18 protein-coding genes are annotated in these 19,830 nt (G+C 58.6%); 9 read left to right on the forward strand and 9 right to left on the reverse strand.

Going from position 1 to position 19,830, the window contains the following annotated elements; all coding sequences use genetic code 11:
* Positions 1-26: 26 nt before the first annotated feature.
* Genes queF through DYI22_RS02295 form a run of 3 tightly spaced genes read right to left on the reverse strand, consistent with a single transcriptional unit; the run spans position 27 to position 2,586 of the window.
* Positions 27-848 (reverse strand): NADPH-dependent 7-cyano-7-deazaguanine reductase QueF, encoded by an 822-nt coding sequence (queF, locus tag DYI22_RS02285; protein WP_213476395.1) that lies wholly within the window; start codon positions 846-848, stop codon positions 27-29.
* 26 nt (positions 849-874) lie between these two features.
* Complete coding sequence (locus DYI22_RS02290; RefSeq protein WP_213476396.1) at positions 875-1,648, reverse strand: ABC transporter permease; 774 nt, start codon at positions 1,646-1,648, stop codon at positions 875-877.
* A complete protein-coding gene (locus DYI22_RS02295; RefSeq protein ID WP_213476397.1) occupies positions 1,645-2,586 on the reverse strand; it encodes an ABC transporter ATP-binding protein in 942 nt (313 codons plus the stop codon). Before DYI22_RS02295 ends, DYI22_RS02290 begins: the two co-directional genes overlap by 4 nt.
* A gap of 272 nt (positions 2,587-2,858) precedes the next feature.
* On the opposite strand from DYI22_RS02295, the gene DYI22_RS02300 reads away from it, so the two are divergent.
* Entirely contained in the window at positions 2,859-3,992 is a 1,134-nt protein-coding gene (locus DYI22_RS02300) for an organic solvent ABC transporter permease (protein ID WP_213476398.1), read from the forward strand.
* A 14-nt stretch (positions 3,993-4,006) separates the two neighbouring features.
* On the opposite strand, the gene DYI22_RS02305 is transcribed toward DYI22_RS02300, so the two are convergent.
* From DYI22_RS02305 to DYI22_RS02315, 3 genes are all read right to left on the reverse strand, one after another.
* A complete protein-coding gene (locus DYI22_RS02305) occupies positions 4,007-5,314 on the reverse strand; it encodes an HD-GYP domain-containing protein (protein ID WP_213476399.1) in 1,308 nt (435 codons plus the stop codon).
* 175 nt (positions 5,315-5,489) lie between these two features.
* On the reverse strand, positions 5,490-6,089 hold the full coding sequence (locus DYI22_RS02310; RefSeq protein ID WP_213476400.1) for a hypothetical protein: 600 nt from the start codon (positions 6,087-6,089) through the stop codon (positions 5,490-5,492).
* A 72-nt stretch (positions 6,090-6,161) separates the two neighbouring features.
* Positions 6,162-6,434 carry a PilZ domain-containing protein gene (locus DYI22_RS02315; protein WP_213476401.1) on the reverse strand — a complete coding sequence of 91 codons (273 nt, stop codon included), beginning with the start codon at positions 6,432-6,434 and terminating at the stop codon, positions 6,162-6,164.
* A 190-nt stretch (positions 6,435-6,624) separates the two neighbouring features.
* Here DYI22_RS02315 and DYI22_RS02320 point away from each other — a divergent pair, with 190 nt between their 5' ends.
* Complete coding sequence (locus tag DYI22_RS02320; protein WP_228300740.1) at positions 6,625-7,641, forward strand: Fe(3+) ABC transporter substrate-binding protein; 1,017 nt, start codon at positions 6,625-6,627, stop codon at positions 7,639-7,641.
* A gap of 107 nt (positions 7,642-7,748) precedes the next feature.
* Positions 7,749-9,437 carry an ABC transporter permease gene (locus DYI22_RS02325; RefSeq protein ID WP_213476402.1) on the forward strand — a complete coding sequence of 563 codons (1,689 nt, stop codon included), beginning with the start codon at positions 7,749-7,751 and terminating at the stop codon, positions 9,435-9,437.
* A 36-nt stretch (positions 9,438-9,473) separates the two neighbouring features.
* Here DYI22_RS02325 and DYI22_RS02330 read toward each other — a convergent pair whose 3' ends face one another.
* Together DYI22_RS02330 and DYI22_RS02335 are read right to left on the reverse strand one after the other, a co-directional pair.
* Entirely contained in the window at positions 9,474-9,959 is a 486-nt protein-coding gene (locus DYI22_RS02330; RefSeq protein ID WP_213476403.1) for a thioesterase domain-containing protein, read from the reverse strand.
* Positions 9,960-10,090: 131 nt separating this feature from the next.
* Positions 10,091-11,758 (reverse strand): AMP-binding protein, encoded by a 1,668-nt coding sequence (locus DYI22_RS02335; protein ID WP_213476404.1) that lies wholly within the window; start codon positions 11,756-11,758, stop codon positions 10,091-10,093.
* A gap of 255 nt (positions 11,759-12,013) precedes the next feature.
* On the opposite strand from DYI22_RS02335, the gene DYI22_RS02340 reads away from it, so the two are divergent.
* From DYI22_RS02340 to DYI22_RS02350, 3 genes are all read left to right on the forward strand, one after another.
* Positions 12,014-12,988, forward strand: a complete 975-nt coding sequence (locus tag DYI22_RS02340; RefSeq protein WP_213476405.1) for an ABC transporter substrate-binding protein — start codon at positions 12,014-12,016, stop codon at positions 12,986-12,988.
* Between the two features lie 65 nt (positions 12,989-13,053).
* On the forward strand, positions 13,054-13,956 hold the full coding sequence (locus DYI22_RS02345) for an ABC transporter permease (protein ID WP_213476406.1): 903 nt from the start codon (positions 13,054-13,056) through the stop codon (positions 13,954-13,956).
* Between the two features lie 10 nt (positions 13,957-13,966).
* A complete protein-coding gene (locus DYI22_RS02350; RefSeq protein WP_213476407.1) occupies positions 13,967-14,761 on the forward strand; it encodes an ABC transporter ATP-binding protein in 795 nt (264 codons plus the stop codon).
* Between the two features lie 70 nt (positions 14,762-14,831).
* Here the strand turns inward: DYI22_RS02350 and DYI22_RS02355 are convergent, their stop codons facing one another.
* Positions 14,832-15,641, reverse strand: a complete 810-nt coding sequence (locus DYI22_RS02355) for a DUF6160 family protein (protein ID WP_213476408.1) — start codon at positions 15,639-15,641, stop codon at positions 14,832-14,834.
* A gap of 597 nt (positions 15,642-16,238) precedes the next feature.
* Between DYI22_RS02355 and DYI22_RS02360 the strand changes: the two genes are divergently transcribed.
* From DYI22_RS02360 to DYI22_RS02370, 3 genes are all read left to right on the forward strand, one after another.
* Positions 16,239-18,377, forward strand: coding sequence for an adenosylcobalamin-dependent ribonucleoside-diphosphate reductase (locus tag DYI22_RS02360; RefSeq protein ID WP_213476442.1), 2,139 nt, complete (start codon positions 16,239-16,241; stop codon positions 18,375-18,377).
* Positions 18,378-18,403: 26 nt separating this feature from the next.
* On the forward strand, positions 18,404-19,099 hold the full coding sequence (locus tag DYI22_RS02365) for an NrdJb (RefSeq protein WP_213476409.1): 696 nt from the start codon (positions 18,404-18,406) through the stop codon (positions 19,097-19,099).
* Between the two features lie 313 nt (positions 19,100-19,412).
* The gene (locus DYI22_RS02370) at positions 19,413-19,706 is read left to right on the forward strand and encodes a hypothetical protein (RefSeq protein WP_213476410.1); all 294 of its coding nucleotides are present in this window, start codon (positions 19,413-19,415) and stop codon (positions 19,704-19,706) included.
* Positions 19,707-19,830: the final 124 nt, after the last annotated feature.

Genomic DNA, 19,830 nt, shown 5'->3' on the forward strand with positions numbered 1-19,830 from the left:
TCATCCGCCCGACGCGTTTTACATTGTTACTGCCTGATCAGTCGTGCGCCGGCCCCGTCCCCGGGCTCCGTGCTGCGCCAGGGGTTGATATCCAGCCCTCCGCGCCGGGTATAACGGGCACACACGAACAGTTTTTCCGGCGCGCACCGGCTCATGATGTCGGTGAATACCGTTTCCACGCAGTGTTCGTGAAAATCCTGCTTCTGCCGAAAACTGACAACGTAACGCAGCAATCCCTTGCGGCTTATCTTCGGCCCGGAGTATCGGATCATCAGCGTGGCCCAGTCGGGTTGACCGGTGACCGGGCAGTTACTCTTGAGCAGATGGGAGCAGAGGCTTTCGGTAACGATGTCGCCCGCTTCCGTTGCCAGGGATTCCGGGGCGTAATGATAGGTCACATCGCCCAGTGTCTCGCCGTCAATCAGGTCGAATCCCGTTGGGCGGCCTTCCGCCCTATCACCCTCGTCCACGCTCAGCATGGTTACCTGGACCGCCGCTCCGCTGGCGCTGGACAGGTCACGCGTAACCACCTCGGCCACCTGCTCCGGCGAGGTGAACACCGCCTGGTTGAGCGAATTCAGATACAGCTTGAGGGATTTCGACTCGATAATACTGGGCGACGCCGCAGGAAAACGGATTTCCGCCCAGGCAACAGCCGGCACCCCATCCGCGCGCAGCCAGGATACTTCCCAGGCCTGCCAAAGGTCCTCGCCGAACCACGGCCAGCGGCCATCAGCCAGCCCGATGCGCCGGCGATTCTCATCCCTGGCCACCGGGAACAGCAACTCCGGGTTGTAGCGATCCGGGTATTCACTGGTTTTGCCCAGGGGGGCCTCGTTCAATGCCATGGTACAACCTGCCTGAGGAATCGGAATTAGTGACGAATGCCTTTGCCGCGCTTGAGCATACGCAGTGCGATGGCGGAAAGCAGCGTGATAAACACCAGAATCATACCCAGTGCCACGAAAGGATTCACATCGGAAACCCCAAGGATACCGAAACGGAAGGCGTTCACCATGTACAGAATGGGATTGATCATCGACACGCCCTGCCAGAAATCCGGCAGCAGGCTGATGCTGTAGAACACCCCGCCGAGGTACGTCAGCGGCGTGAGGACGAACGTCGGTACGATGGAAATGTCATCGAACTTGGTGGCCAGCATCGCGTTGATGAAACCGCCCAGGGCAAACAGCGCCGACGTCAGAAACACCGTGACAATCACCATGGGCAGGTTATGAATATCCAGCCGCGTAAACGCCAGTGACAGTAAGGTCACGATCAGGCCGATGCCAAGCCCCCTCGCCATACCACCGCAGACGTAACCGGCGAGGATGATCCAGTCAGGCACCGGCGATACCAGCAGTTCTTCGATGCTGCGCTGGAATTTCATGGAGAAGAAGGAAGACACCACGTTGGCGTAGGAGCTGGTAATCACCGCCATCATGATCAGGCCCGGGACGATGAAGGCCATATAGTCGAACCCGCCCATGTCGCCAATTCGCGAGCCGATCAGGTTGCCGAAAATAATAAAGTACAGCGTCATGGTCACCGCCGGCGGCAACAGCGTCTGCGGCCAGATGCGGGTAAAACGCCGCACCTCCCGCACCACGATGGTGTTAAATGCCGTGAACATCGCGTGGGGTGTCATACCTCACCTCCCCGGGCATCCGCCGCGTTTTCTTCCACCATGCGGATGAACAGCTCCTCCAGACGGTTGGCCTTGGTACGCATACTCGTCACCTTGATTCCCAGCGCTTCCAGTTGCACGAACACCCGGTTGAGGCCCTGCCCCTTTTCAACGTCAATCTCCAGTGCGCCTTCGTCGTCGAGCCTGCATGGAAAGCCGTCCAGCTGCGGCGCGTTTGTCAGCGCTGATTCGGTGTCCAGCACAAACGTTTCAATGTGCAGCTGTTGCAGAAGCTCACGTTTGCTTGTGTGTTTGAGGATGCGCCCGTGATCGATGATCGCGATGTTGCGGCACAGGGCTTCCGCCTCCTCAAGGTAATGGGTCGTCAGAATAATGGTGGTGCCTTCGCGGTTCATTTCCTCGAGAAACGTCCACATCGAACGCCGCAGCTCAATATCCACGCCTGCGGTGGGCTCATCGAGAATGAGCAGTTTCGGCTCATGCACCAGCGCCCGGGCAATCATCAGCCGGCGTTTCATGCCACCGGACAACATTCTGGCCGGGGTGTCTTTCTTGTCCCACAGACCCAGTTTACGCAGGTACTTCTCGGCAGAAATTTTGGCTTGTTTCAGCGGAATACCGTAGTACCCGGCCTGGGTGGTGACAATGTCGAACACTTTCTCAAACTGGTTGAAGTTGAATTCCTGGGGAACCACACCCAGATTCAGTTTGGCGTCGGAGAGGTGGGTATCGATGTCGCAACCGAAGACGCGAACCTTGCCGGCGGTCTTGTTCACCAGCGAGCATACGATCCCCAGCGTGGTGGATTTGCCGGCGCCATTCGGTCCCAGCAGGGCGAAAAAGTCGCCCTCGCGGACGTTCAGGTCAATACCCTTGAGCGCCTGAAACCCATCGCCGTAGGTTTTTATCAGACCCTCTATCTCCAATGCATTGGTCATAAACCACCCAGAATAATGACTTGTCGCGCCCACTGGCACGTCAGTGTCGCGATCCGTTGAAGCTGAAGTCCCTAAGGTTGTGGCAACCCGGGAATTTTCAAGTGTTGGCCAGCATTCTGGTGCCTGCATGAAAAACACCAAACTGCGACAGGAATCCCGATATCCCCGAGGTGGCCTCCCTATAATGCCGGTTACAACAACTTACAAAAGGCCGGGCGCAGCTCAATGCCCTTGTGTGACCGGCCGACAGACCAGGGAATGTACGCAAGACCATGAGACCCGTTCACCTCCTACGAGTTGCCCTGCCACTGGCCGTCCTGCTCTCCTTGTCTGGCTGCCTCGACAGCGGGGGCGGCGGAAGCGACGACGACACCCGAACAGGCTCTTTGAACGCCAATGGCGTCAGTGGGCTCAGCTACACCACCGCCAGCCGCACCGGCGAGACCGATGCCCGGGGCCACTTCGAGTATTACCCGGGGGAAACCGTCAGCTTCAGCGTAGGTGACCTGGAGCTGGCGTCGGGCGTTCCGGCAAAAGAGTTCGTCACCCCGCTGGAGTTTTTCGCGGCCACCCGCAGCAAACTTGACACCCCAAGCACCGACGATGAGGGCCTGCGTACCCACACCCTGACCGAACAGGCGGTGCTCAGCGACAACGCGCTGATCAACCTGACGCGCCTGATGCTGGCGCTGAACTGGGAGGAAAATCTGCAGGACAACGCGGGGCTCGAGTATCGCGAGCGGGTCATCAGCCAGATCAACGCGGCACTGCCCAACCTGACCGCCCCCATCGACTTTACCGTCAGTGAAGAAGCCTTTGCCCACACCGGTTCCGCAACAGAACCTGCGGCATCACCCGCCAACCAGCTGCTGGCCGCCATCTGCTTTTACCCCGAAGATGACGAATTGTGCGAGGAGCCGCCCACTCAGGCGGAAATAGACGCACTGCCGCCAAGACCGGAAGATGACGAAGACGTGGAGCCGGGCGTGCAATACCAGGAAGATCTGCAGAACAAGCGGGACAGGATTCTTGAAGCCGCTCGCACCCTGGATGACTTTGATCGGGAAGCGGCCGAAGACTACCTGACCCGTGAGCTGAACGCGATCACCACGGTTTACGGCAATCGGTACTATCTGGACGATGCGACCGCAACCTATCCCGCCTCAGCCACCGAGATCCAGAGCGTTGAAGTCAGGAAGGTAGACGGCGACACCGAACTGGCGCAGATTGAGGCGATCAGTACCCGCACTCAGGACGTTGTGGTTCACAGCTTTGACTGGCAGTCAGCCAGCGTGGAGTATTTCGTCACCGGGAACCCAGGGGGCGAGGCGGAAATCGTGATCAGTTTCCGTCCTGACGACACGTATCGCTGGCTGCGTAAAACCCTGAGGGTGACCATTCGCTGATCGGTCCTGACGAATCAGGCGCCGACCAGTCGGGCAAGATTCCAGCGGGATTCCGTTCCGGTGACATCGTAATTTTCGGGATTCAGCCCTTCGGTGCCGTGGGGCAGGCATTCGGCGATCGACAGCGTCTCCCCTGCTTCTCTATCCGCGTTGTAACTGGCCAGATCAATCACCTTGGCCGCTTTCAGCGGCTGCTGGTTCTGGTCCGTCATGACCATCACCCTTGGCCACAACCGGCGTGACGGTGAGTGCGACACCACAATGCCTCGCTGGCCGTCATTCAGTTGCACCAGACTGCCAGTAGGGTAAATGCCCACCGCCTGGATAAACTTCTCGACCAGATCTTCCTGGAACTCGATATTACGCATGTCGAACAGCAAATTGACCGCCCTGGCCGGGGTCATGGGTTCCGACGTCTCCCGCGGGCCGATCAGGGTTTCAAAATACTCCGCCAACCCGGCAATCTTGGCCAGAAGCGGAATCCGGTCACCGCGAATGCCTTCGGGAAAACCAGAGCCGTTGTGCCGCTCGCGATGCCCCTGCACCACACTGATGACTGCGCGGGACACACCGGAATCTTCCAGCATGGCCACGCCACGGTCCACGTAACCCCGGTAATGCGCGAAATCCTCGGAATTCAGCTTGCTTTCATTTTCCAGCATCGTCACCGGGAGCTCGATCTTACCCACCTGAGATAACAGGCAACCAAGACCAAGGTGGTTCAGCAACCCTTCGTTCAGGCCAAGCTCGCGACCGCATACCAGAGCCCAGACTGCCGTGCTCATAGCATGACGGTATATGAAATCATCGTGCTGGCGGGTACGGCTCAGCCACAGCAGCGCGTCAGGATTGCGGGCCACACTGGCAACCATCTTCCGGGTAACACCGGCCACCTCCCGCAGATCCGGGATTGCGCGCCGTTTGACCGTGTCAAAGACCCGCTGAAGTGCGGTCTCGGCGTCTTCCAGGACCATCTTCGAGACCTTGAGTTCCTTCTTCAGCGTGGTCGACGTTTCATAGGTGACCGGCTCGCGAATGTGCAGCGGCGGAAGCTGAATAACCTCACGATGACCGCCGGCTTTGCGTGCCCGCTGACCGAACACCGTAGCGGAGGTTTTCTCAGCGTCGATTTTTTCACGCACTTCCGCGACATCAATCACCACCCATTTGCAGTGAGAGACAATGGAGCGGATATCGTCCTGGGAACGGATATGGAATCCCTGAATCGGGAACGGAGTCTGGTGCCACGGCCGGTCCAGATCGGACACGAACATGCCGATTTCCAGATCATGTACGGCGATTTTCTTCTGACGAACGCCCACGGTGCACCTCAACTCTTACAGCAATCGATAATCACTATTCTGACGACTTCGCTGATAGAGTCCATTACATATTTGTAGTGCGAGGTAACCCGAAAGCTACAGGGCGTAACGCTTTCTATCATGGAGCAACAAATTGTAGCAACGTGACGCTACGCACACTTCTGGTACAAAAGTGTCACTCAGCGTCACACATCGAATCGTCCATGGCTGGCGGACGCCCGTTGAGCGCGCCGCGGGGCGCTTTGCGGATGTAGACCTTGTAGGGCACCGCCGAGGCCCGCAGGTAATCAATGTTTTCTTCTTCGTCTCCCGCCTGCCTGGTGGTTCGTGCAGGACGACAGGACACCAGCAACATCAGTGACTGGCCAATGTCCGTCACCTGGTTGACGCCGCCATCCGGCTGTACCGACAGGCAGGCAGTGCCCTCACCCGCCGGCTCCCCGGTCGCGGCAATCAGATCCTGGCCCGGTTTGCCACAGGCCCGGATTCCGTCTGCGCAGGCGCCCGGCTCCTGGTGACTGCTATCCGCCATCCGCCAGGAGCGGCTACTGCACTGTGTAGTCACGGTAATGGGCGTGGACTGATCAGCCTGCAGCCACCAGTCCGGATACTCGGCCGTCTGCCAGCTCAACATCACCTGTCGCTCTTCCCCGGCGGAATTTTCGGCCGGGAACACACCGTAGTGGCTGTAATAGGAGGCGCAGCCGCCAAGACTCACCGACAGGACAACGAAAGCGGGAAGAAACAGGCGACGTACAGTCTTTGGATTGGTCATTTGTCAGGCTTCATTGCTGGGGATTGACGGTTCAGACGGAGTGATTATCCATACCTGGAGCGGGGAAACCGGCTATTGATCCGCAAATTGCAGACCGAAACCGTCGTTGGTACGTCGAACCACTACCATTTCCAGAATTGGGGCCGGCACCGGGAGCCCCTGCACCTGCACTTCCACCCGGTCGCCAATGGTCGGCTCAAATGGATCACTTTCCACTACGATGAAAATCCCGCCATCCGAAATATCGCGGGTAGAAAAAACAAACTCGCCCTGGGTGCCGTGACGCACCTTTACTTTGGCACTCATGGCCGTGCGATTGTGCTCTCTCCGATCATTGCCAACCATAAGCTGTGTATCCACTACTTTTTTGCATAGTTTTTATAGTCTTCCGAAGCATAGCACCATTTAAGGCAAAACTGGCAACGCCTGCTTGACAGTACGCTGATCAGTAATGAGAATAGTTTTTGTTTTTACTGTCATCCCGATACTCTGTCGCGATTACATCAATAATCTGCCTGGAAAAGGAAATCACATTATGCGAATGAAACTGGCCGCTGCCGCCACCATGGCGCTGTCTGTAATGCCACTCACCGCTTCCGCCGATGGCGAGGTGAACATCTACTCCTATCGTCAGGCGTACCTGCTGGAGCCTCTGCTCAACGCCTTTGAACAAGAGACCGGCATCAAGGCCAACGTGGTTTTCGCCAAGCAAGGCCTGGCTGAGCGCCTGGAGCGCGAAGGTCGCAACAGCCCCGCCGACGTGGTTATGACCGTGGACATTTCCCGCATCAATGAGCTGGTGGAACGCGACCTGGTCGCCGGCGTTGAAAGCGACACCCTGGCCGAAAACATTCCCGAAAACCTCCGTCATCCGGATGGCAAATGGTTCGCCCTGACCACCCGCGGCCGCCTGATTTTTGCGTCAAAAGAGCGCGTTGAGGAAGGCGAAATCACCACTTACGAAGAACTCGCCGACGACAAGTGGAACGATCGCATCTGCACCCGCAGCGGCAAGCATCCGTACAACATTGCCCTGATCTCGTCCATGATCGCCCACCACGGCGAAGAAGAGACCCAGGAATGGCTTCAGGGCGTCAAGGACAACCTGGCACGCAAGCCCCAGGGCGGTGACCGTGACCAGATCAAGGCCATTGCCGAGGGCGTGTGCGATCTTGCCATTGGCAACAGCTACTACTACGGCAACATGCTGAACGACGAAAACCAGCGCCCGGCCGCCGAAGCGGTTCGCCTGGTGTTCCCGAACGCAGAAGGCCGTGGCACCCACGTGAACATCAGTGGCATCTCGCTGACCAAGAGCGCGCCGAACCGCGAAAACGCCATCAAACTGATGGAGTTCCTGTCGGAAGACGAGGCCCAGCGCATCTACGCTGAAGCCAACACCGAGTACCCCGCCAACCCCGACGTGAAGCCTTCCGGCCTGGTCGCTGAGTGGGGCGAGATCAACCCGGACGACCTGTCACTGCAGGAAATTGCCGAAAACCGCAACGCCGCGGTGAAACTGGTTGATCGCGTGGATTACGACGGCGAATAAAGCCCTCGCGATGCGGAAAGGGTGGGCCTGGCCCACCCTTTTTCGTTGCAGCTACCCCCTCAGGTGACTAGAATCGTGGCTCTTTTTCAGAACTCCAAAGGATCCACATGACCGAGGCAGCATCCAGCAGAGCCCCCGGGCTGAATCAGCCGCTGCTGGCAAGACGCACCTCAAAACGCTGGCTGGTCTCCGCAGCTCTGACCACTGCCATAGTCGCCCTACCGGTTCTCTCCGTTATTTTTCTGGCCCTGTTCCCGGATGAGAATATCTGGCCACACCTGCTCGACACCACCCTGCCCCGGTATCTCACCACAACCCTGAAGCTGATGCTCGGCGTGGCGGCCATCACCCTGGTGATTGGTCTGGCAACGGCCTGGGCAGTCACCATGTGCGAGTTTCCGGGACGACGCTTTTTCGAATGGGCCATGCTGCTGCCGTTTGCCGTGCCCGCCTACGTGATTGCCTACGTGTACACCAGCTTGCTCGACTACGCCGGGCCGGTACAGATCGCATTGCGGGACTGGTTTGGCTGGGACAGCGCCCGGGATTACTGGTTTCCGGAAATCCGCACGCTGGAGGGGGCCACCCTGATGATCGGCCTGGTGCTGTACCCCTACGTCTACCTGCTGGCCCGTGCGGCGTTTCTGGAGCAGTCACCCTCGCTGTTTGCGGTCAGTCGCAGCCTGGGCCATTCGGCCATCAGCACCTTTTTCCGGGTGGTTCTGCCCATTGCCCGGCCCGCCATCGCCGTCGGGCTGTCACTGGTGCTGATGGAAACCCTGAACGACTTCGGCACCGTCGACTTCTTTGCCGTGCAGACCCTCACTGCCGGGCTGTTCGACACCTGGATGAACCTGGGCAATCTGGGCGGTGCCGCGCAGATTGCCACCACCATGCTCATCTTCGTGGTGATTCTGGTAACCCTCGAACGCTATTCGCGCCGGCGTCAGCAGCAGTTTGCGGCACGGGACAACCGTGACCCGATTCGTCGCTTCACCATGTCGCGGCCACGCCAATTTGTGTGCATTGTGGTGTGCGCCCTCCCGGTGATTCTCGGCTTCGTTATCCCAGCGGCTACCCTCGGGCAGTTTGCGTGGGAGTATTTTGATGAGAGCTGGAACCCGGAGTTTTTCCGCAACACCCTGAACAGCCTGTTCCTGTCCGGTACCGCGGCGCTGACCACGTTGCTGATCGGCGTCACCCTGGCCTATAGCCGGCGCCTGCACAACACCCGTGGCATGCAAATCATGATGCGGCTGTCGAGCCTGGGCTACGCCATGCCCGGCGCCGTTCTTGCGGTGGGCGTGATCATTCCTCTGGCGGGCTTCGACAACTGGCTGGATGGGTTGATGCGGGACACCTTCAATGTCAGCACCGGGTTGTTGCTCAGCGGGTCGGCCTTCGCCCTGGTATTCGCGTACACGGTACGCTTTCTGGCGGTATCGGCCGGCAGCGTGGAGAGCGCGCTCCAGAAGATCACCCCGAGTATGGACATGGCCTCGCGCTCGCTCGGGCACTCGCCGGGCAATACGCTGGTGAAAGTTCACCTGCCAATGCTGCGGGGAACGCTGATCACCGCCGCACTGGTGGTGTTTGTGGACTGCATGAAAGAGTTACCGGCGACGCTGATTCTGCGCCCGTTCAATTTCGAGACGCTGGCGACATACGTTTACCAGTTTGCGTCGGATGAGAAACTGACTCACAGCGCTTTGCCGGCGCTGGTGATCGTGCTCGCCGGCATCATACCCATCATCCTGATGAGCCGCTCGATCTCCGACACCCGCAGCATCGCCTGAGGCGAGCGTCGGCCGCTGAAAAAACCTCGAAGACGATCAGAGAATCGGGCGGGAACCGGCGTCCTGCACCACGAACCGCCCCTGGAACGTTGCCACCGGCGCCCCCCGGGGCTCCATGGTCGGTTCACCACAATAAACGTCCGCATGCAGCGCCAGGCGGCCCTTGCCGTGGCGCGCCAGGCTTTTGCGAAAGCGGTCAGGCACCTCCCCCGCGGGCAACCGGCACAGGGCGTAGAAATCCCCGTCCACCGGTGTCAGGTAATCGATGTTGCCGCTCTGCACCAATACGTTGCCTTTCAGCCCCATATCGGCGATGGCCAGCTCGATCAGCCCCCAGGCTGCGGTAACCGCTATTGAGTAAACACTGCCACCAAAACCGGTACCCTGATGATTATGATTAGGCTCCAGCGGCGCGCTGACCAGCAGCGCACGGCCATCATAGTCAATCACCTCAAGACCCAATGCACGGCTAATCGGAATGGCGTCGTGGAGTCGTTTCTGGAAACGGCCTAATTGCGTCATAGCACCTCCTGCTTTCCCCAGTTTAGGACGCCTGTCGCTGTCGCCCTATGCGACTTATGTAGACATTGTGTCACCAAACGCAAAAGGCCCGGACTGAGTCCGGGCCTTTTGGATCGATACCCCTGTATCGATTACTGCCAGATAACCGGCTGACGCTTGGCGTACCAGCTATCCACATTCTCCTGGTAGGCGTCTTCCACCACGTTACGCTTGAGTTTCAGCGTCGGGGTGAGGAAGCTGTTCTCAATCGACCATTCGTCACTGACCACGGTAATGAAGGCCAGCTGCTCGTGGGGATCGACGGTCTTGTTCACATCGGTGATCAACTGCCGGAAGCTTTCCTCGATTTCCTTGCGGAAGGCCTCGTCAGCCATCTTCGGGCGGATTTCCTCACCCAGCATGACCAGCGCGTGGGGCTGGGTCTGGTTGGCACCGGAAACGCACACCATTTCGATGGCATCGTGGGACATCAGGCGGTTCTCGATCGGCGCAGGCGCAATGTACTTGCCCTTGCTGGTCTTGAAGATCTCCTTGATGCGCCCGGTCAGCTTGAGGCGACCCATTTCATCGATCTCGCCCTTGTCGCCGGTCTTGAGGAAGCCATCTTCGGTAAAGGTTTCGCGGGTTTTCTCTTCGTCCTTGTAGTAACCCATCATGGTGGCCGGGCTCTTGACCAGCACTTCGCCCTGCTCACTGATTTTCACCTCGACACCCGGCAGTGCTTCGCCGACATAACCGGTGCGTGAGCGACCCGGCTTGTTCATGTGGGAATAGGCGAAGTTCTCGGACATGCCGTAACCTTCAAGCAGTTCCAGCCCCAGGCTGCGGTACCAGTCCAGTACATCGTTGGACAGCGGCGCGGAACCGCTGCCGGCCAGCTTCACTTTGCTCAGACCAAGGCCTTTGAGAATTTTCTTTTTAATCAGACCTCTTACAACCGGAATCTTAAGCAGTTTATCAAGCTTCTGCTTGGGCAGTTTCTGCAGCACACCGTGCTGGAATTTCACCCACAGGCGCGGTACCGACAGGAACAGCGTAGGCTGGGCGCGCTGCAGATCCTGCACAAAGGTGTCGAGGGATTCGGCGAAGTACAGCTCGAAACCGGAGTACAGCGACCCCAGCTCAACAAAGGTACGCTCGAACACGTGGGCCAGCGGCAGGTACGACAGCATCCGCTCCTCGGAGCCGACGCCCAGCACCTGGGTGCCGCCAGAGGCAGCAAAGGCCATGTTGCGGAAGCTCAGCATCACGCCCTTGGGGCGGCCGGTGCTGCCAGAGGTGTATACAATGGTGGCCAGCTCGGCGGCTTCGCGGGTGGTGTTCTCTTCCATCGGCGGGTACTTGGCCACCAGATCGTCCCAGGAGTCGAAATCGTTGGGCGGGCTGAGGGGGTAGGAGACACAGCGCATGCTCTCCGGCACGCCCGGTTTCATCATTTCCCAGTCGTCCAGCTTGCCAACAAACAACAGCTCGCAGCCACTGTGCTCAAGAATGTAGCTGACGGTGTCGGCATTCAGTGTTGGGTACAGCGGCACGGAGATATGCCCGGCCATCCAGATCGCCCAGTCGGACATGATCCAGTGGGCGCAGTTCTTGGATATAATGCCGATCCGGCTCTTCTCCGGAAGGTTGAGGGACTTGAGGTACGACGCCATCCGGCGGGCTTCGTCAGCGGCCCGCTTCCAGCTATATTTCACCACCTTTCCGTCACCGATCGGCTGGGTCATGTACAGGGAGTCGCCCTTGGTTTTCTCCCAGTAGTAGACCATATCCAGTGGCAGTTTGTTTGATGTGTCCATGGACCTTTCCTTGCTTGCTGTTATTGGAGTTATTCCAGAGTAACGATGTTAGTCGAGAGCCGGGCCTCTTGGCGGGCTTATTAGACTTTCGTAGCGTATTTCAACACACCGGCTTCAGTCAAAACGTGATGGCAATAAAACTATTGCTCTTCTCATGTTTTATTCCCGGTTCCTACCCTGCCCCAGAAGGCTTTCTGCTGTGGTAAACTTGCGCACCTTTAAATTACGGCTCATTTTACTCGGGAGAAACGGCGTATGGCCAAGAACACTCTGAGAACCCTGATAGGTGCAACGCTGCTGGCCGCGGCCGGGCTGGCACAGGCTGAAGATCCAAAAGTGGTTGCCATCACCCAGATCGTTGAACACCCCGCACTGGACGCGGTTCATCAGGGCGTCAGGGATGAGCTTGCTGAGGAAGGTTACACCGAAGGCGAGAACCTGCGCCTGATGCACGAAAGCGCCCAGGGCAACGCCGCGATTGCTTCACAGATCGCCCGCAAATTTGTTGGCGAAGGCCCCGACGTGATTGTGGCCATCGCCACACCGTCTGCGCAGACCGTGGCCGCCGCGGCCCGCAACATTCCGGTGGTATTTTCCGCGGTGACCGATCCGGTCGGCGCGAAGCTGGTTTCCAGCCTGGAGCAACCGGGCGCGAACATCACCGGCGTGACCGACATGCTGCCAATCGAACGCCACATCGACCTGCTCCAGCGCATCATGCCAGATGCCAAGAACATCGGCACTGTGTACAACCCGGGTGAAGCCAACTCCGTTGCCTTGGTGGAACTGCTCGAAGAGCGCCTGGCCGCCCGCGGCATGACCCTGGTCAAGGGCGCCGCCACCAAGACCTCCGAAGTGCTGGGCGCTGCCCGCTCACTGGTGGGCAAGGCAGACGCCATCTACCTGACCACAGACAACACCGTGATCAGCGCCGCCGAGGCGGTAGTATCCGTGGGTGAGCGCGCCAAGATTCCGGTATTCGCGGCCGATACCGCCACTGTGAGCCGCGGTGCCGTCGCCGCCCTGGGCTTTGATTACTACGACCTCGGCCGCCAGACCGGTAGCATGGTTGCGCGCATTCTCAACGGCGCCACCCCGGCCACCATGCCGGTGGAGTCGGTTGATGCGCTGAACCTGTTCGTCAACCCGGATGCGGGAGAGCGCATGGGCATTACCCTGTCCGACGAGCTGCTCAGTGATGCCCAGGAAATCGTCAAAAGCGATAAGTAACAGCTGATTCACGACGGGCGGGCCTCACAAGGGCCCGCCCGTACTATTTATAGCGATCATTACCCATGCTCAGTGAAATTGCTCTGTACGGCGCCATCGAAACCGGCCTGATCTATGGCCTCGTTGCCTTTGGCATCTACCTCTCCTTCCGGGTGCTCGACTTTCCCGATCTCACCGTAGACGGCAGCTTCCCCCTCGGGGCTGCGGTTGCCGCCATGCTGATCATTGCCGGCTGGAACCCGTGGCTGGCTACCGGTGCCGCCATCCTGGCCGGTATGGCCGCCGGGGCGGTGACGGCGATACTCAACGTCAAACTGAACATCCTCAACCTGTTGGCGTCGATCCTCACCATGATCGCGCTCTATTCGGTGAACCTGCGCATCATGGGCCGGCCCAATGTGGCGCTGCTGACCGAAGAAACCGTGCTCACGCCCTGGTACGACCTGAACCTGGCGTACCATCAGGTGCCGGTTTTGCTGTTCATCATCGTGGTGCTGGTGTCCCTGTTCCTGCTGTGGCGCTTCATGAAATCCGAAACCGGCCTGGCCATGCGGGCCACCGGAGCCAACGCCCGGATGGCCCGGGCCCAGGGCATCGCCACCGGCGGCATGATCATTCTCGGCGTGGCGCTGTCCAACGGCCTGGTGGGCCTGGCGGGCGCCCTGTTCGCCCAGAGCCAGGGCGCGGCGGATGTAACTATGGGGGTCGGCGTGATCGTGATCGGGCTGGCGTCGCTGATCGGCGGCGAGGCGGTGATCACGCCCAATTCCGTGATCAAAGCGCTGATCGCCTGCGTAGTGGGTGCCATCATCTACCGCCTGGCCATCGCCTTTGCCCTGAACGCGGATTTCCTGGGCCTGCAGGCGCAGGATCTCAACCTGATTACCGCGGTACTGGTCACCCTGGCCATTGTCCTGCCCGGCGTGCGCACCTCGGTCGCCGCCCGCTTCACCCGCAAAAAGGCCTGAGAGGTACAGCATGATTAGCGCAACAGATCTCAGACTGACCTTCGGCAAAGGCACGCCGCTGGAAAACCCCGCACTGCGCGGCATGAGCCTGACCGTCAACCAGGGTGAGTTTGTCACCGTGATTGGCAGTAACGGCGCCGGCAAATCCACGTTTCTGAACGCCCTGGCCGGCGAAGTAATGGTGGACAGCGGAAAGATCATCGTCGACAACACAGACGTCACCAAACTGCCGACCCACAAACGGGCCGCCAGCGTGGCGCGGGTGTTTCAGGACCCGCTGGCCGGCACCTGCGAAGGCCTGAGCATTGAGGAAAATCTGTCACTGGCCATCAAACGCGGCCAGCGCCGGGGCCTGACCTCCGCCGTGAAAAAGGAATACATGGAGCGGTTCCGCGAAAGCCTTTCGTCCCTGAAGCTGGGGCTGGAAAACCGCCTTGGCGACAAGATGGGCCTGCTGTCCGGCGGCCAGCGCCAGGCCGTCAGCCTGCTGATGGCCAGCCTCACTCCGTCGGCCATCCTGCTGCTCGATGAGCACACCGCCGCACTGGACCCGAAAACCGCGGCCTTCGTGCTGGAACTGACCACCCGCATCATCGAGGAGCAGAAGCTCACGGCGCTGATGGTGACCCACAGCATGAAACAGGCGCTGGAAGTGGGCGACCGCACGGTGATGCTGCACCAGGGCCAGGTGGTGTTCGATATCGAGGGCGAAGACCGCAAAGGCCTGGAGGTGAAAGACCTGCTGGGGCTGTTTGAGAAACAGCGCGGGCTGGAAGTGGACGACGACAGCCTGCTGCTGGGATGACCGTAGAAACTTGCTAGCCTGAATGTAAAAAAGGGGGCCATCGGCCCCTTTTTTCGTTCCGGCAAAGACCTCAGTGACCGTAGATCAGCATCGAGGTATTGGTAATCGCCAGATTATCCATGGCAATGGAGCCAATGGAGGTGCCCCCCACAATCACCCCACCGATACGGATATCCGCCTCGAAATTCGCCAGATCAATCGCCAGGCTCTCGACGTTCTGTGAGTTCGGAGCGGTGTACATGTCCAGCTCAACGGCGGCAAACAGACGCAACGGCTGCGGCGCCTGCAGGTCATAGTCGGCGCCGGTCAGCTGGAAGTCTTGGATGCCGAGTGCCAGGAACGGCACGTCGAAATCCATGTCATCGATGGCAATGTCGGTACGGAAGTTGAGCGTATCCGTGGCGGTATCCACCCGGATGGTGCCCGACCCCACCAGCATGTCCATGTTGAAGTTATCCAGCACCGTAGTGCTGCCGCCGGTACCCGTCAGGTTCCAGGCGCCGGTGGATACCCGCACGTCGACCGCGTTAAAGCTCAGCGGCAGCAGGTTGATGATGGCATCACCGTCATTCGCCAAATCGATGTTGATGCGGATATTATCCAGCCGATCGCTGGCCGCACCGTTCAGGTTGAGGTTCATTTCGGAGAACATGTCCGTGCGGTTGGCACCGCCCACGAAGATATCGTTAATCTCCAGGGAACCTTCATCGGTGTAGATGAAGCGGTCAATGTTCAGTTTGGTTTCCAGCTCAATCGTCACACCGGCCTGGCCGGTGATATTGCCCATGGCACTGTCTTCCAGGCTCTGGAAGTCAGCCGCGGCCATGGCAGGCACCCCCGCGATGCCCAACGCCAGCAATGTGTGTTTCAGGCCTTTCATTATGATGTTCCTTTTATAATAGTCGTCACTTCCTGTGGGCCACTGCAGTATTCGACGCCACCTTCGTACTTTAACGACACGTCTTAAAGGGGTACGTGCATCGTTCACAATTACTTGACTTAGCGAACTAACCGGACATTTTTTTGCACATTTTTTAACCACAACATATTGTGTTTATCGGGCCACACCGCCTACACGCCCGTTTTACCGGCTATTCGGCGGATTCAAGCCTTTATCCATTGAATTTCTTTGCCGACCAGACCCAAACGATAGTTGTCTCCTTCTTCACAGACCACTATATCCTGTTATACTTCTTCGAAAGACGCCCATATATAGGGTCGCATCGGTGAACACTCCCGGCGGCCCGGACAGCCTCCCAAGCTGTAGCGGCGCGGATACAGCGGGCGCTCAGACCCGTTCCGGCGGCAACCACCGCCGGCAGCCAACACCACATCTAGTGGTTTTGTTCGACAAGAGCACAATCCGGCCAGAGCACCTTTACTGGCGCAGGTTCTGAACACAGATTCACAGGGGTATGGCTGGAACCGGCATCGCCGGCAGCCATCAAAAAGACATACCGGAGTATTGAGGGTGGCAATGAACGCTAAGGCACAGGCAGTGATAACAACAATTCCAATGCAGGAAGCTTCGCTGGACATCTGGAACAGCAAGTACCAGCTGAAAACCAAAACCGGCGAGCCCGTCGACAAGGACATCAACGCGACCTATGAGCGTGTTGCCACTGCCCTTGCCCAGGTGGAAGCCAAGGCCAACCGCGCCAAGCACATGAAGGAGTTCATCTGGGCCCTTCAGCACGGCGCCATCCCGGCCGGCCGTATTACCTCCAACGCTGGCGCAGAAGCCCACAAGCCTGCCACCTCTACCATCAACTGCACCGTGTCCGGCAGCGTTCGTGATTCCATGAACGACATTCTGGAGAAGAACCATGAAGCCGGCCTGACCCTGAAAGCCGGTTGTGGTATCGGCTACGAATTCTCCACCCTGCGCCCCCGTGGCGCGTACGTTGCCGGTGCCGGCGCCACCACTTCCGGCCCGCTGTCGTTCATGGATATCTTCGACCGCATGTGCTTCACCGTGTCGTCCGCCGGTGGCCGCCGTGGCGCCCAGATGGCCACCTTTGACGTACACCACCCGGACATCATCGACTTCATCCAGGCCAAGCGTGAAGACGGCCGCCTGCGCCAGTTCAACCTGTCGCTGCTGATCACCGAAGACTTCATCGAAGCCGTGCGCAACAACGACGACTGGCACCTGTCGTTCCCGGTCACCGAGAAGGAAGTGGAAGAAGAAGGCCTGGACCTGAACAACCCGGACCAGTTCGTGTACCGCGACTTCCCCATCCTGGAAGGCTACGTGGTGAACGACGAAGGCAAGGTGGCGTGCCGCATCTACCGCACCCTGAAAGCCCAGTTCATCTGGGACACCATCATGACCAGCACCTACGACTACGCCGAGCCGGGATTCATCCTGGTCGACAAGGTCAACCAGATGAACAACAACTGGTTCTGTGAAGACATCCGCGCCACCAACCCCTGCGGCGAGCAGCCCCTGCCCCCTTACGGCAGCTGCCTGCTGGGCTCAGTGAACCTGACCAAGTTCGTGGACTACCCGTTCACCGACAAGGCCAGCTTCAACTATGAGAAGTACCGCAAGGTCGTGGCCATCTTCACCCGCATGCTGGACAACGTGGTGGAGATCAACGGCCTGCCGCTTGAAGAACAGCGCCACGAGATTACCTACAAGCGTCGCCACGGCATGGGCATCCTCGGCCTGGGTTCCACCCTCGCCATGCTGCGTATGCCCTACGGTTCGGAAGAATCCGTGCAGTTCACCGAAGAAGTGGTCCGTGAGATGGCCGTGGAAGGCTGGCGCCAGTCCCTGGCCCTGGCCGAAGAGAAAGGCCCGGCGCCGATCATGGACGACGAGTTCGAGATCACCCCGAAAATGCTGACCAAGTGCCCGCAGCTGAGCGAAGACGGCTACAAGCTGGGTGACAAGCTCAAGGGCAAGGTGCTGCACGCCAAGTACAGCCGCTACATGCAGGAAATCGCCAAGGTAGCGCCAGACGTGGTGGAACAGCTGGCCGAGAAAGGTGGCCGCTTTACCCACCACACCTCCATCGCGCCCACCGGCACCATCAGCCTGTCGCTGGCCAACAACGCCAGTAACGGCATCGAGCCGAGCTTCTCGCACCACTACGCGCGCAACATCATCCGCGAAGGCCGCAAGACCAAAGAGAAGGTCGACGTGTTCTCCTTCGAGCTGCTGGCCTACCGCCACCTGGTGAACCCGGGCGCCATGCCCTTCTCCGAGGACGAAGACAAGAAGCTGCCGAGCTACTTCACCACCTCGGACGACGTGACCCCGGCCCAGCACGTAGACATCCAGGCCGCCGCGCAGAAATGGGTAGATTCCTCGATTTCCAAAACCGCGAACGTTCCCACAGACTTCGCCTATCAGGATTTCAAGAACATCTACCTGTACGCCTACGACATGGGCCTGAAGGGATGCACCACTTTCCGCTTCAACCCCGAGGCGTTCCAGGGTGTACTGGTCAAAGAGAAAGACCTGGAAAACACCCTGTACGAATTCACCCTGGATGACGGCAGCAAAGTCACCCTGAAGGGTAACGAACAGGTCGAGTACGACGGCGAAATCCACAACGCCGCCAACCTCTTCGACGCCCTCAAAGAAGGCACTTACGGCAAGTACTGATCCGGGAACCGACAAGGACTACGAACATGACAGTTAAAATCAGCAACAAGATCGTCGGCTACCGCGTCAAGAAAGCCGACCCCGACGCCACCCAGGCACAGGCGGCCCCGCAGCCGGAAGTGAAACCCGTTCAGATGAACGAACACATCGAACGGCCAGACTTCCTGCTGGGCACCACCTACAAGATCAAGCCGCCGATCGGCGAGCACGCGATGTACATCACCATCAACGACATCCTGCTCAACGAAGACACCGACCACGAAAGCCGGCAGCCGTACGAAGTGTTCATCAACTCCAAGTCGATGGAGCACTTCCAGTGGGTAATCGCCCTCACCCGCGTTATCTCCGCGGTCTTCCGCAAGGGTGGCGACGTGACCTTCCTGGTGGAAGAGCTGCGGAGCGTGTACGACCCCAACGGCGGCTACTTCAAAAAAGGCGGCGTGTTCATGCCCTCGCTGGTAGCGGAAATCGGCGCCGTGATCGAGAAGCACCTGAAGGCCATCGGCCTGCTGGAAAGCGAGGAAATGAGCGAAACCACCAAGCGCATCCTCGCCGAAAAGCGCGCCGAGTTCGAAGCCAGCCACACCACTGCCACGAACGACGAAAAGGCCAGTGACTACCCCGCCAACGCCACCATGTGCGGCAAGTGCAGCACCAAGGCGGTGATCGTGATGGACGGGTGTGCGACATGCCTGTCTTGCGGCGATAGCAAGTGCGGTTGAGGTGATTGACTGCGCCGAGTGATGAGAAGGCCTGGAGTGAGAACTTCGGGCCTTTTTTGTTTTAAGGGGAAAATTGGTCACTGTGATCGAAAAGTCGCCGGAACGATGGGTAAACGTTCTTGATGATCGTTTTTGCGGGTGAGCTTCGGACACCTATAACCTCTAGACCATTGAATATAATATATTTTTACGGTTTTTGACTAATGGATAAGAGAAAGTAAGCCGTGCAAAATGATCATAGCGATCAATATAAAATGTTATGTTTTCCAAGGAGGGTAGGATTATTCGGTGCCAAAACATCCGCCAGTCACTGATGAATGACGATATTGCCAGTTGGAGAAAGCTGGCCGTCTTCATCGTCCTGGTCGCAGCGATCATCCTTGGTATCGTTCACTTCTGCGTGTACTTCGATTTTGAAGCGGCCTCTCGTCAACTCTACGCATCCATTAGTGCGATGGTCGGCATTACTGCTGTTGCCCAGCTCGTCGGCAGTTGGTTCGCTTTCCAGTATAGAGTTCCGACTTACCTCTGGGTTGGTTGCTCGGTGTGGGTTATCGTTACATTGTTCTGGCAGGGCTTGGTCGTCGTTCTGTGGTCGGCAACTTAACCAGTGACTGTGGTGTCAATCACATATATTAAGCCATATTTTCACGCCACGGCTCTTGGTTCTTGATCATGGTATTGAGCACCACAATCATCTTTCGCATGCAGGCAACGACGGCCACTTTTGG

It is taken from the genome of Marinobacter lipolyticus, assembly GCF_018424605.1.
Classification (GTDB): Bacteria; Pseudomonadota; Gammaproteobacteria; order Pseudomonadales; family Oleiphilaceae; genus Marinobacter; species Marinobacter lipolyticus_B.

Bases quoted from the DNA above. Each gene is read 5' to 3' on its own strand.
- queF (WP_213476395.1), bottom strand. From the start codon at position 848: ATGGCATTGAACGAGGCCCCCCTGGGCAAAACCAGTGAATACCCGGAT.
- DYI22_RS02290 (WP_213476396.1), bottom strand. From the start codon at position 1,648: ATGACACCCCACGCGATGTTCACGGCATTTAACACCATCGTGGTGCGG.
- DYI22_RS02295 (WP_213476397.1), bottom strand. From the start codon at position 2,586: ATGACCAATGCATTGGAGATAGAGGGTCTGATAAAAACCTACGGCGAT.
- DYI22_RS02300 (WP_213476398.1), top strand. From the start codon at position 2,859: ATGAGACCCGTTCACCTCCTACGAGTTGCCCTGCCACTGGCCGTCCTG.
- DYI22_RS02310 (WP_213476400.1), bottom strand. From the start codon at position 6,089: ATGACCAATCCAAAGACTGTACGTCGCCTGTTTCTTCCCGCTTTCGTT.
- DYI22_RS02315 (WP_213476401.1), bottom strand. From the start codon at position 6,434: ATGGTTGGCAATGATCGGAGAGAGCACAATCGCACGGCCATGAGTGCC.
- DYI22_RS02320 (WP_228300740.1), top strand. From the start codon at position 6,625: ATGCGAATGAAACTGGCCGCTGCCGCCACCATGGCGCTGTCTGTAATG.
- DYI22_RS02325 (WP_213476402.1), top strand. From the start codon at position 7,749: ATGACCGAGGCAGCATCCAGCAGAGCCCCCGGGCTGAATCAGCCGCTG.
- DYI22_RS02330 (WP_213476403.1), bottom strand. From the start codon at position 9,959: ATGACGCAATTAGGCCGTTTCCAGAAACGACTCCACGACGCCATTCCG.
- DYI22_RS02335 (WP_213476404.1), bottom strand. From the start codon at position 11,758: ATGGACACATCAAACAAACTGCCACTGGATATGGTCTACTACTGGGAG.
- DYI22_RS02340 (WP_213476405.1), top strand. From the start codon at position 12,014: ATGGCCAAGAACACTCTGAGAACCCTGATAGGTGCAACGCTGCTGGCC.
- DYI22_RS02345 (WP_213476406.1), top strand. From the start codon at position 13,054: ATGCTCAGTGAAATTGCTCTGTACGGCGCCATCGAAACCGGCCTGATC.
- DYI22_RS02350 (WP_213476407.1), top strand. From the start codon at position 13,967: ATGATTAGCGCAACAGATCTCAGACTGACCTTCGGCAAAGGCACGCCG.
- DYI22_RS02355 (WP_213476408.1), bottom strand. From the start codon at position 15,641: ATGAAAGGCCTGAAACACACATTGCTGGCGTTGGGCATCGCGGGGGTG.
- DYI22_RS02360 (WP_213476442.1), top strand. From the start codon at position 16,239: ATGAACGCTAAGGCACAGGCAGTGATAACAACAATTCCAATGCAGGAA.
- DYI22_RS02365 (WP_213476409.1), top strand. From the start codon at position 18,404: ATGACAGTTAAAATCAGCAACAAGATCGTCGGCTACCGCGTCAAGAAA.
- DYI22_RS02370 (WP_213476410.1), top strand. From the start codon at position 19,413: ATGAATGACGATATTGCCAGTTGGAGAAAGCTGGCCGTCTTCATCGTC.